This is a genomic window from Nocardioides sp. CPCC 206348 (assembly GCF_048654705.1).
Classification (GTDB): domain Bacteria; phylum Actinomycetota; class Actinomycetes; order Propionibacteriales; family Nocardioidaceae; genus Nocardioides.
Genome location: NZ_JBMCZA010000239.1, coordinates 17,185 through 29,107 on the forward strand (window position 1 = coordinate 17,185; position 11,923 = coordinate 29,107).

At 70.5% G+C, this 11,923-nt stretch carries 7 protein-coding genes; all 7 read left to right on the forward strand.

The genetic code is table 11. From position 1 onward, the window contains the following. Nucleotides 1-2,230 (forward strand): GNAT family N-acetyltransferase (locus ACOADB_RS27335; RefSeq protein WP_378606533.1); only part of this gene is annotated, 2,230 nt, incomplete at its 5' end. Next, a complete protein-coding gene (locus ACOADB_RS27340) occupies nucleotides 2,227-4,359 on the forward strand; it encodes a penicillin acylase family protein (RefSeq protein ID WP_378606536.1) in 2,133 nt (710 codons plus the stop codon). The genes ACOADB_RS27335 and ACOADB_RS27340, both read left to right, overlap by 4 nt. Then, nucleotides 4,356-4,904 carry a GNAT family N-acetyltransferase gene (locus ACOADB_RS27345; RefSeq protein ID WP_378606539.1) on the forward strand — a complete coding sequence of 183 codons (549 nt, stop codon included), beginning with the start codon at nucleotides 4,356-4,358 and terminating at the stop codon, nucleotides 4,902-4,904. The genes ACOADB_RS27340 and ACOADB_RS27345 overlap by 4 nt, the downstream gene beginning before the upstream one ends. 144 nt (nucleotides 4,905-5,048) lie before the next feature. After that, entirely contained in the window at nucleotides 5,049-6,632 is a 1,584-nt protein-coding gene (locus ACOADB_RS27350) for an MFS transporter (RefSeq protein WP_378606542.1), read from the forward strand. Between the two features lie 100 nt (nucleotides 6,633-6,732). Next, nucleotides 6,733-8,811 carry a molybdopterin oxidoreductase family protein gene (locus ACOADB_RS27355; protein ID WP_378606545.1) on the forward strand — a complete coding sequence of 693 codons (2,079 nt, stop codon included), beginning with the start codon at nucleotides 6,733-6,735 and terminating at the stop codon, nucleotides 8,809-8,811. A gap of 133 nt (nucleotides 8,812-8,944) precedes the next feature. Next, nucleotides 8,945-10,489: an FAD-dependent oxidoreductase gene (locus ACOADB_RS27360; protein ID WP_378606548.1), complete on the forward strand. Its 1,545-nt coding sequence runs from the start codon at nucleotides 8,945-8,947 to the stop codon at nucleotides 10,487-10,489. A 1-nt stretch (nucleotide 10,490) separates the two neighbouring features. Beyond that, nucleotides 10,491-11,923 (forward strand): FAD-dependent oxidoreductase (locus ACOADB_RS27365; RefSeq protein ID WP_378606551.1); only part of this gene is annotated, 1,433 nt, incomplete at its 3' end.

An 11,923-nucleotide genomic window follows, 5' to 3' on the forward strand; every position in this document is an offset into this window, starting at 1 on the left:
CCGGGCGGAGTACGCAGCCATCGCCGCAAACCCGCACCACGACGCCTTCCTGGGCCGCGTCGGAGGCCGTCCTGCGTTCCTGGTGGAGACCTACGACCCGGCGCACGCCGAAGGCCTCGCGGGACTTCCCGAGCTCGAGGAGGGCGACAGCGGGATGCACGTGCTCGTCGCGCCCCCTGCCGGTGCACCCGTCCCCGGCCTGACCACGAGGATCTTCGACGCCGTGCTGGCCTTCTGCTTCGCCGACCCGTCGGTACGGCGGATCGTCGTCGAGCCCGACGCCCGCAACACCGCCATCCGGGCCAAGAACGTCGCCGCCGGTTTCACCGAGCTCCGCGAGATCCCCATGCCCGGCAAGACGTCGATGCTGTCCGTCTGCCCGCGGGAGGACTGGAACCACCCGGACCTGGTGCGTGCCGGCGGGATAGTCCCTGCCCAAAAGCACCGTGACACGCCGGAATCCGGTGCCTTTGACCCGGGACCATCGGATGCCGACCACCTCACCCCCGAGCTGATGGACCGCGCGCAACGCCACCTGGTGGCCAAGGCGCTGGGCGAGTTCAGCCACGAACGGCTGCTCGCGCCCGAGTCGCTGGACGACGGTGCGTGGCGCGTCGAGACCGACCGGTCGTCGTACCGCTTCACGGCACGGGTGTACGCGCTCGAGCACTGGGTGGTCGACGCCGCGTCGATCGAGCGGACCATCGGCGGTGAGCCGGCCGCGCCCGATGCGCAGGAGTTCATCGCGGAACTGGCGCAGGTACTGGGGATTCCCGACCAGCTGTTGCCGACCTACCTCGAGGAGATCGCCTCGACGCTCGCGTCAACGGCATGGAAGCTGGCGCACCGCCACGTGCCCGTGAACGACCTCGTCGATGCCGGCTACCAGGACCTGGAGTCTGCGATGACCGAGGGCCATCCGGCCTTCGTGGCCAACAACGGCCGGATCGGCTTCGGCCTCGACGACTACCGCGCGTTCGCTCCCGAGACCGGTACGGCGATCCGGCTGCACTGGGTGGCCGCCCGCCGCGAGCTCAGCCACCTCTCGCTCGGCGCGGGCGAGACCGAGCAGGCCTTGTACGACGGTGAGCTGGCGCCCGACGTCCGCGAAGCCTTCGACGCCCGGCTGCGCGGGCTCGGACTGGACCCGACTGCGTACCTGTTCCTCCCCGTGCACCCGTGGCAGTGGACGAACAAGCTGGCGATCACGTTCGCGCCCGACCTGGCGCGCCGCGACCTGGTGCACCTCGGCACGGGCGACGACGACTACCGCGCGCAGCAGTCGATCCGCACGTTCTTCAACACCAGCCGGCCCGAACGCCACTACGTGAAGACCGCGCTGGCGATCCAGAACATGGGCTTCGTGCGGGGACTTTCGCCTGCCTACATGGCGGTGACGCCGGCGATCAACGACTGGGTCGCATCCGTCGTGCATGCGGACCCGGAGCTGCAGGCATCCGGTTTCGAGGTGCTTCGCGAGCTGGCGGCGATCGGCTACACGGGCGATGCCTTCCACCGCACGGCCACGCCGTCGCCGTACCGCAAGATGATCGCGGCGCTGTGGCGGGAGAGCCCGCTGCCCAGGGCCGCCGAGGGCGAGCAGCTGTCGACGATGGCGGCCCTGCTGCACCGCGACGCCGACGGCGACGCGCTCGTCACGGCCTGGATCAAGGCGTCGCCGGTGGATGCGGCGACCTGGGTCCGCTCGTACCTGCGGGCCTACCTGCGGCCGCTGGTGCACTGCCTCTACGCCTATGACCTGGCCTTCATGCCCCACGGCGAGAACCTGCTGCTGCGCCTGCGGGACCACGTCCCCGTCGGTGCGTTCATGAAGGACATCGGCGAGGAGGTCGCCGTGATGGGCGATCTCCCACTGCCGGCGGAGATCGAGCGGATCCGCGCCGCCGTACCGGAGGACGTGAAGCCGCTCGCCGTGCACACCGACGTGTTCGACGGCGTCCTGCGGTTCGTCGCGGCGATCCTCGATGAGGACGGGATGCTGGCCGAGGAGGAGTTCTGGGCGATCGCGCGCGACACGATCACCGAGCACCTCGCCGACCACCCGGAGCTCGCCGAGGCCGCCGGGCGCTACGACCTGCTGGCACCGCGGTTCCGGCACAGCTGCCTCAACCGGCTGCAGCTGCGCAACACGCTGCAGATGGTCGACATCACCGACCAGTCCGAGTCGCTGATCTTCGCCGGAACGCTGCGCAACCCGGTGGCCCGGTGACGATCACCCGTGACTCCTGGGGAATCCCGCATGTGCAGGGTGGGTCCGTCCTCGAGGTCGCGCGCGAGCAGGGTCGTGCGACGGCCCAGGACCGACCGTGGCAGCTCGAGGTCGAACGACGCCGGGCGGAGGGAACGTGCGCCGAGGTGTTCGGCCCCGCGGCACTCGAATGGGACGTGCTGGCGCGGCGCGCGCTGATCGTCGACGTTGCGCGACGTGCGTACGCCGCGTTGTCGGAGGAGAGTGCGGCGTTCGTCAGTGCGTACGTCGACGGCCTCAACGAGGTGCTTTCTGTTGGTCGAGGAGGTTGCGCAGCAACCGTCTCGAGACCGTGGCAGCCGTGGATGCCACTGGCCGTCTTCTCCGTCCAGCACCTGCTCTTCTCCACGTTCCCGAGCAAGCTCTGGCGCCGGCACGTCCTCGACACCGCCGGCCCCGACGCCGCCGAGTGGATCGACCTGTTCCGCACCGAGGGCCTGCCCGGCGGCAGCAACGCGTTCGCCGTCGCCGGCTCGCTCACGGCCAGCGGGCTGCCGATCGTCGCGGGCGACCCGCACCGGGTGATCGAGGCACCCGGCTGCTACGCCCAGGTCCGGCTGACCTGCACCGCCCCGGACGACCCGTTCGACGTCACCGGCCTGACCTTCGTCGGCGTCCCCGGCATCCAGCACTTCGGTCACGCCGGATCCGTCGCGTGGGGCATCACCAACGCCGTCGCCGACACCGATGACGTGTACGACGAGGAGCTGGTCCGCCACGCAGGCGTGGTCCTCGCCCGCGGTCCTGCCGGCTGGGAACCCGTCGCCCGGCGGCTCGAACTCGTGCGGGTGCGCGAAGTGTCGCAATTGGGGGCACGAAGTGTGGGAGATGGGGGTCCGAGGTCTGGCCATGAAGGAGAGGAGTACGCCGCCGAGGAGATCGAGATCCTCGTGACCGACCGTGGGCCGGTGATCCTCGGTGGCCCGGACGACGTACATGCCGTCAGCCTTCGTACGCCGTCGTTCGTGCTCGGCGACCTCGGCTTCGACGCGATCCTGCCGTTGCTTCGCGCACGCACCGCGGCCGACGTGACGGGCGCCTTCGATCACTGGGTCGCGCCGGTCAACAACCTGTTGGTCGGCGACACCACCGGTCACGTCGAGCACCGGGTCGTCGGGCGGGTCCCGGAACGCCCAACATCGACATCTCGCACCCCCATCTCCCACACTTCGTGCCCCCAATTGCCACACTTCGTGCCGCAGGGCTGGGTGGACGACCTGCCACGAACCACCGGACCGGTCCTGGTCAGCGCCAACGATCGCGCGATGCCCGGGTTCGAACGGATCGGGGACGACTTCGCGCGACCGTTCCGGGCGGACCGGATCCGGGAGCGGCTCGCCGAGCTCGCGGCCGCTGGCCCGATCACGTCGGAGCAGGCGGGCGAGGTGCTGGCCGACGTCCGGCAGACTGCCGGTGCCGCACTGCTCGCCACGATCGCCCGGCTCATCGACCTCGACGGCCCAGCCGCCGACCTGCGCGACCGGTTGCTCGCCTGGGACCGCGAGATGTCCGCTGACAGCGTGGACGCCGCGCTCTTCGCCGCCGTGCGCGCTGCCACCGTCGACGGATTCGCAGCCGCACCGGCCCTGGCCGGCGTCGACACCAGCCCGTACGGCGACCTGTTCGCGCCCTGGTTCGACCTGCGGGGCCGGGTGCGGCTGGCGTTGCCGAGCCTGCTCGTCGCCGACAAGCCGCTGGGCGTGGATCCCCTCCAGGTCGTCGCCGCCGCCCTCGACGAGGTCGCCCGCGGGCCCGAGCCCGAACCGTGGGGAGACCGGCACGTCGCCGTACCCCTGACGCCGCACGAACAGTTCGGCCTCGCTGCTCCCGACGGCTCGGCCGCCCCGATCGTGGCCGTGGCCGGCGACGAGGACTGCGTGCTGGCCACCCGCGCGCTCGGTGGCACCGGCGCCTCCGTCCACGGACCCGTGGCCCGGTTCGTGTGGGACCTCGCCGGCGACAGCCGCTGGGTGGTGCCGATGGGTGCCTCCGACGACCCGGCCTCACCGCACCACCACGACCAGACCACCGCCTGGGCGTCGGGCGGCACCCTGCCGCTCCGCCAGGACCCGCAAGGAGACACCCGATGACCGTGACCGTTCGTCCCGTCGACCCCGCTGCCGACGCGCCCCTGCTCCACGCCTGGGTGACCGAGCCGCGCGCAGCCTTCTGGGGGATGGGTGACCTCGCGGAGGAGGACGTCCGGGCGATCTACGCCTACATCCAGGAGCAGGAGCACCTGGCGGCGTACGTCCTGGACCTCGACGGCCAACCGGTCGGCCTGTTCCAGACCTACGACCCGGCGATCGACGAGATCGGCGAGTGGTACGACCGCCGGCCCGGTGACGTGGGCGTCCACCTCCTGCTGGCCGCGGACCCGGCCCGCGCCGGCCACACCCACGAGGTCATCGCCGCGGGCATGGACTTCGTAGCGCACCTGCCGGGCTGCCAGCGCCTCGTGCTGGAGCCCGACGCGCGCAACACCGCCTCGATCGCGCTCATGGAGCGCCTCGGCGCCGAGCGCGGGCCGCTGGTCGACCTGAAGACGAGCATCAGCGAGAAGCCCGCCCAGTTCTTCTTCATCGACCGGGCCTGTGCCCTGGCCTTCGCCCTCGGCGGTCCCGCGAGAGAGTGATCCAGCCCACGCCCGGGAGGCCGTGAGGTCGGTGAGGCCGTGAGAACGAGTTGACGAAACGAAACCCGGAGAAACGTCGGGCGGAAACGAGCGGGGCACAGGATCTGCATCAGTATCCGACCCCTGTCCGCCAGGAGCCCGACGATGACACTGACCACCAATACCGGCCCCGACGCCTCCGGCGTCGGCACGCCGACCGCCAAGAAGAGCCACCGTTCCGGGCGGTGGATCGAGGACTGGCGCCCCGAGGACCCCGAGTTCTGGGACTCCACCGGCGCCCCGATCGCCAAGCGCAACCTGATCTGGTCGATCTTCGCCGAGCACCTCGGCTTCTCGGTCTGGCTGATCTGGAGCGTCAGCTCCGCCTTCCTGCTGGCCCAGGGCTTCACGTTCACCGTGGAGCAGCTGTTCTTCCTGGTCGCCATCCCGAACCTCGTCGGTTCGCTGCTGCGGGTGCCCTACACCCTGGCGGTGCCGAAGTTCGGCGGTCGCAACTGGACGATGGCCAGCGCCGCACTCCTGCTGATCCCGACGCTGGGCTTCGCCTTCGCCGTCACGAACCCGGACACGCCGTACTGGGTGTTCTGCGTGATCGCGGCGACGGCCGGCTTCGGTGGTGGCAACTTCGCCAGCTCGATGGCCAACATCAACTTCTTCTACCCCGCTGACAAGAAGGGTGCTGCGCTCGGCCTCAACGCCGCGGGCGGCAACCTGGGCGTCTCGCTGATCCAGTTCTTCCTGCCCGTGATCGTCGGCGGCGCCGGCATCTTCGGCATCGTGAAGGCCAGCGAGGGTGGCATCCACCTCGAGCGTGCGGCGTTCGTCTACGCCGGTCTCGCCATCGCGGCCACCATCGCGGCGTACTTCTTCATGGACAACCTCGAGGGTGCGAAGTCCAACCCCCGTGAACAGCTCTCCGTCCTGAAGGAGAAGCAGACCTGGATCATGTCGTTCCTCTACATCGGCACCTTCGGCTCGTTCATCGGCTACTCCGCCGCGATGCCGCTGCTGATCAAGGTCAACTTCTGGCGCCAGCCGCTGCCGTCCATCCAGGGCATCGGCATCAACTTCGCCTTCTACGCGTTCCTCGGTGCGCTCGTCGGGTCGATGGCCCGCCCGTTCGGTGGCTGGCTCGCCGACAAGTACGGCGGCGCGCGGATCACCCTCGTTGCCTTCACCGGCATGATCGCGTCGACGCTGCTGGTGCTGTTCACGCTCAGCAAGCTGACCGTGCTGCCCCCGCCGCCGGACAAGGCGAAGCTCGCCGAGATCGCCAAGGACCCGTCTGCGTTCCAGTTCCCTGAGCCGGTCCGTGCCGCGATCGAGTCCAACCAGGACATCTTCCCGTTCTTCCTGGGCGCCTTCCTGCTGGTCTTCGTGTTCAGCGGCATCGGCAACGGGTCGACGTACAAGATGATCCCGGCCATCTTCCGCAAGGACGCGCTCCGCGGCACCACGGAAGGCACCCCCGAGCGTGAGCTGTCGCTGATGACCCAGGCGAAGAAGGCCTCGGCCGCGATCGGCATCATCGGTGCGGTCGGAGCCATCGGTGGCTTCCTCATCCCGATCACGTTCAACAGCCCCTGGGTGAGCGAGCCGCTGGCGGCGACGAAGAACGCGTTCACGATCTTCGCGGCGTTCTACGTGGTGTGTGCCCTCGTCACCTGGGCCGTCTACCTGCGCAAGCGCAAGGGCGCCAAGGCAGACACCGGGTACGTCGGCGTCTGACCCCTTCGCGCAGCAGAGCCGTGAGGCCGTGAGGAGATGTTGACCTCACGGCCTCGCGGCTTCCTGTGCCTGAAACGACCGGTGGCGGAAAATGGATGACATGACCGAGACCGCCGCCGTTCGCACGCACTGCCCGTACTGCAGCCTGCAGTGCGGGATGAAGGTTGCCCGCAAGGGTCGCGTCGGCATCGAGATCAGCGCCTGGGAGGAGTTCCCGGTCAACGAGGGCGCGATGTGCCGCAAGGGCTGGACCTCCGGCGAGCTGCGCGGCAGCCGCGAGCGGCTCACGACCCCGGCCATCCGGGACCGCGCCACCGGCGAGCTGCGGGCCTCGAGCTGGGACGAGGCGCTCGACGTCATCGCCGACCGGATTCGCACCCTCCAGGCCGAGCACGGCAAGGATGCGGTCGCGATCTTCGGCGGCGGTGGCCTCACCAACGAGAAGGCCTACCAGCTCGGCAAGTTCGCCCGGGTCGCCCTCGGCACCAGCCAGATCGACTACAACGGCCGCTGGTGCATGAGCTCGGCAGCCAGCGCCGGCAACCAGGCCTTCGGCGTCGACCGCGGCCTGCCGTTCCCGCTCGCCGACATCGAGCAGACCGACGTGGTCGTCCTGGTCGGCTCCAACCTGGCCGAGACCATGCCGCCCGCGGCCCGTCACCTCGACCGCCTGCGCGAGCGCGGGGGCACGGTCGTCGTCATCGACCCGCGCTTCACCGCCACCGCCGAGCGGGCCGACCTCTTCCTCCAGCCGGTCCCCGGCACCGACCTCGCGCTCGCCCTCGGCGCGCTGCACCTGCTCGACGCACAGGGCGCGATCGACGAGGAGTACGTCGCCGCCCGCACCACCGGCTTCGACGACGTCCGGCGCTCCGTCTCCGCGTGGTGGCCCGAGCGGGTCGAACGGACCACCGGCGTCGCGACCTCCGAGCTGCGTGAGCTCGTCGACCTGCTCGCCGGCGCCGGCCGCGTGATGGTCCTGACCGCGCGCGGCGCCGAACAGCACGCCCAGGGCACCGCCACGGTGCTCGGCTGGATCAACATCGCCCTCGCCCTCGGCATGCCGGGCAAGGAGTACGCCGGCTACGGCTGCCTCACCGGCCAGGGCAACGGACAGGGCGGGCGCGAGCACGGCCAGAAGGCCGACCAGCTCCCCGGGTACCGGATGATCGACGACCCGGCCGCCCGCGCACATGTCGCCGCGGTGTGGGGCGTCGAGCCCGAGACCCTCCCTGGCAAGGGAAAGTCGGCCTACGAGCTGCTGGACTCGCTCGGCGACGGGGGCGGCCCGAAGGCGATGCTCGTGTTCGGGTCCAACATCGTCGTCTCGGCGCCGAAGGCCACCCACATCACCCAGCGCCTGGAGTCCCTCGACCTGCTCGTCGTGTGCGACATCGTGATGTCCGAGACGGCGGCCCTCGCGGACGTCGTACTCCCCATCACGCAGTGGGCCGAGGAATCGGGCACCATGACGAACCTCGAGGGCCGGGTGATCCTGCGCAACAAGGCGATCGCGCCGCCGACGGGCGTGAAGAGCGACCTCGACGTGATTGCGGGCCTCGCCGAACGCCTCGACGCGCCCGTCGAGTTCTCCCTCGATCCGGAGGAGATCTTCGCCGAGCTCGGCCGGGCCTCGGCCGGCGGCAAGGCGGACTACTCCGGCATCACCTACCAGCGGATCGCCGACGAGAAGGGCGTCTTCTGGCCCTGTCCGGCAGTCGGCGAGGGCGAGGACCAGCACCCCGGCACGCCGCGGATGTTCGCGGACTCCTTCGCCACCCCGAACGGCCGCGCCCGGTTCCTCGCGCAGGAGTTCGCCGGCGCGGCAGAGCAGCCCGATGCGTCGTACCCCATCCACCTGACGACGGGCCGGGTGCTCGCGCAGTACCAGTCCGGCGCCCAGACCCGCCGGATCCGCTCCCTGACCGACGAGGGAGCGTTCGTCGAGATGCACCCGATGCTCGCCGACCGGATCGGCGCGCACGACGGCGAACCGGTCATCGTGCGCACGCGGCGAGGCGAGATGAAGGCGCCGGCGCGGGTCGTGACCACGATCCGTCCCGACACCGTGTTCATCCCGTTCCACTGGGTCGGCGCCAATCGGCTCACCAACGACGCCCTCGACCCGTCCAGCCGGATGCCCGAGTTCAAGGTGTGTGCCGCCGAGGTCGTCGTCTGACCGGTCACGTAACACCCTCGTGATGCGGCTCACGCCGTGATGTCGTGAGTGTGGTGAGGTTGTGAGAAGTAGTTGACCTCGGGGTGCAGCACGACGACCGCGCCGTGAAACGTCGCCCGTCGACCATGGACACATGACCGAGAGCCACCGCCCCGACCAGCCGCGCAAGCGGCTCGTCGTCGTCGGCTCCGGCATGGCCACCACCCGGCTGATCGAGGAGCTGGTCGCGCGCAACGCGACCGCCACCATGGACATCACCGTCCTGGGCGACGAGCCGGTGGCGCCGTACAACCGGATCCTGCTGTCGGCCGTCCTCGAGGGGACGCACCGGCCGGAGGCCCTCACGCTGCGCTCGCCGGAGTGGTACGCCGACAACGGTGTCGACCTCCGCCTCGGCGCGCGCGTCCTCACCGTCGAGCGCGAGCTCAAGGACGTGATGCTCGTCGACGGCACCCTGATCGAGTACGACGTCCTGGTGCTGGCGACCGGCTCCATCCCCACGCTCCCGCCGATCCGCGGGCTGGTCCGGATGGACGGTTCGCTCCACGACGCCGTGCACGCCTTCCGCTCGCTCGCCGACTGCGAGCGCCTGGTCGAGGCGATCGAGGCGACCGACGACCAGGGTCGTCTCGTCAACCGTCGTGCCGTCGTCGTCGGCGGTGGCCTGCTCGGTCTCCAGGTCGCCCGCGCGCTCGGCGCCCGCGGCCTCGACACCGAGATCGTCGAGGGTGGCGAGCACCTGCTCCACCAGCAGATCAACAGCGGGGCCGGCAAGGTCCTCGCCCGCGACCTGAAGAAGCTCGGCGTCGCCGTCTACACCGGCTCCCGGGCGATCCGGCTCAACTCGGGCGACGGCCCGCTCGGCATGGGCGCCGTCCGCGTCCTCGACCCGCTGCCGCGCAACCCCGGCAAGGTCGCGCTGCGCCTCGACAACGGCTTCAACCTCGACACCGACCTGCTCGTGCTCACGGCCGGCGGTCGTCCGTCGACCGCGCTGGCCCGCGGCGCCGGCCTCGAGGTCCGTCGCGGGATCGTCGTCGACGACCAGCTCGCGAGCGTCACGGACCCCGCCATCCACGCCCTCGGCGACTGCGTCGAGCACGACGGCCGCACCACCGGCTTCGTGCCGCCCGCCTGGGAGCAGGCCGGCATCCTCGCCGGGATCCTCTGCGACGAGGCCGTGAAGTACGACGGCAGCCGGATCGTCGCCCGCCTGCGCGCCACCGACCTGGACGTCGCCGTCCTCGGTGACGCCGAGCGCGAGATCACCGCCGGTGGCGAGGTCGTCGAGGTCTCCAACCCGATCTCCGGCTCGCACCGCCGCCTCGTCGTCCGCGACGGCCGGATCGTCGCGGCCACCCTGGTCGGCGACCTCTCGCGGGTCGGCCTGATCACCCAGCACTTCGACCGCCAGACGGTCCTCGGCGCCCACGAGCCGGGGAACCTGCTGATGCCCGAACGTTCCGAGACGGAGGGCAGCGTCGCCCTCAGCCTCCCCGACGACGCGGAGGTGTGCGCCTGTGCGGGCGTCTCCGCCGGTCGGATCCGGGCCTGCTCGTCCTTCGAGCAGGCACGTGACACCACCCGTGCGACCACCGGCTGCGGTGGTTGTGCCCCAACGGTCCGGCAGCTGCTCGGCAGCCGACCGGCCCTGGCAACCTCCCAGAAGGGATCTTGAGATGGCACCGCACCTCAGGAAGCAACTTGTCGTCGTCGGCCACGGAATGGTCGGCCACCGCTTCGTGCAGGCCGCGATCGAGCGCGGACTCACCGAGACCTACGACATCATCGTGCTGGGCGAGGAGCCGCGGCCGGCGTACGACCGCGTCGCCCTGACCTCCTTCTTCGAGGTCGGCGCCGAGGCGCTGTCCTACCTCCCCGAGGGCGTGTACGACGACCCGCGGGTCTCGTTGCACCTCGAGTCCGAGGTCGTGGCGATGGACGCCACTGCGCAGACCGTGACCCTGGCCAACGGCACTGCCTTCGCCTACGACGAGCTCGTGCTCGCCACGGGTGCCGCGCCGTTCGTCCCGCCGGTGCCCGGCAAGGACCTCGGCAACGTGTTCGTCTACCGGACCATCGAGGACCTCGAGGCGATCCGCGAGGCCAGCATGTCCGCCAAGGCCGGTGCGGTCATCGGTGGTGGCCTGCTCGGCCTGGAGGCCGCGAACGCGCTGCACCAGCTCGGTGTGAAGACGCACGTCGTCGAGATGGCGCCGCGCCTGATGGCCGTCCAGATCGACGAGGCCGGCGGCGCCACGCTCAAGCGCCACGTCGAGGACCTCGGCCTGACCGTCCACACGGGCGTGATGACCGAGCTGATCGACGGCGACGACGACGGTCTCGTGTCCGGCATCAAGTTCAAGGACGAGGACACCCTTCCGCTCGACATCGTCATCTTCTCCGCGGGCATCCGTCCCCGGGACCTGATCGCCCGCGAGGCGGGTCTCGACATCGCCGAGCGCGGCGGCGTCCTGGTCGACGAGGACTGCCGCACCTCCGACGCCCACGTGTGGGCGATCGGTGAGTGCGCGGCGCCCGGCGGCCGGATGTACGGCCTGGTCGCGCCCGGCTACTCGATGGCCGAGGTCGTCGTCGACCAGCTGCTCGGGGGCGAGGGCCAGTTCCTCGGCGCCGACATGTCGACCAAGCTCAAGCTCCTCGGTGTCGACGTCGCTTCGTTCGGTGACGCGTTCGCGACGACCGAGGACGCCCTTGAGCTGGTCTTCGCCGACGCGGTGGCCGGCATCTACAAGAAGCTCGTCGTGGCCGAGAACGCCACCGGCGGCTACGAGCTGCTCGGCGGGATCCTGGTCGGTGACGCGTCGGCCTACGGCTCGCTGCGCCCGATGGTCGGCTCCGGCATGGAGCTCCCGGCCAACCCGGAGGAGCTGATCCTCCCGGCCGGTCGCGGTGGCGGCGTCGAGCTGGGCCTGCCCGACGAGGCCCAGATCTGCTCGTGCAACAACGTCACGAAGGCCGACATCAAGGCGGCCGTCTCCGACGACGCGACGCTCAACGACGGCGGCCCGTGCAGCGACGCCGGGTGCGTCACCAAGTGCACCAAGGCCGGCTCGACCTGTGGGTCGTGCAAGGTGGTCGTCAAGAAGAT

Excerpts from the sequence above, each read along its gene's own strand:
- ACOADB_RS27345 (WP_378606539.1), top strand. The coding sequence starts at position 4,356 with ATGACCGTGACCGTTCGTCCCGTCGACCCCGCTGCCGACGCGCCCCTG.
- ACOADB_RS27350 (WP_378606542.1), top strand. The coding sequence starts at position 5,049 with ATGACACTGACCACCAATACCGGCCCCGACGCCTCCGGCGTCGGCACG.
- ACOADB_RS27355 (WP_378606545.1), top strand. The coding sequence starts at position 6,733 with ATGACCGAGACCGCCGCCGTTCGCACGCACTGCCCGTACTGCAGCCTG.
- ACOADB_RS27360 (WP_378606548.1), top strand. The coding sequence starts at position 8,945 with ATGACCGAGAGCCACCGCCCCGACCAGCCGCGCAAGCGGCTCGTCGTC.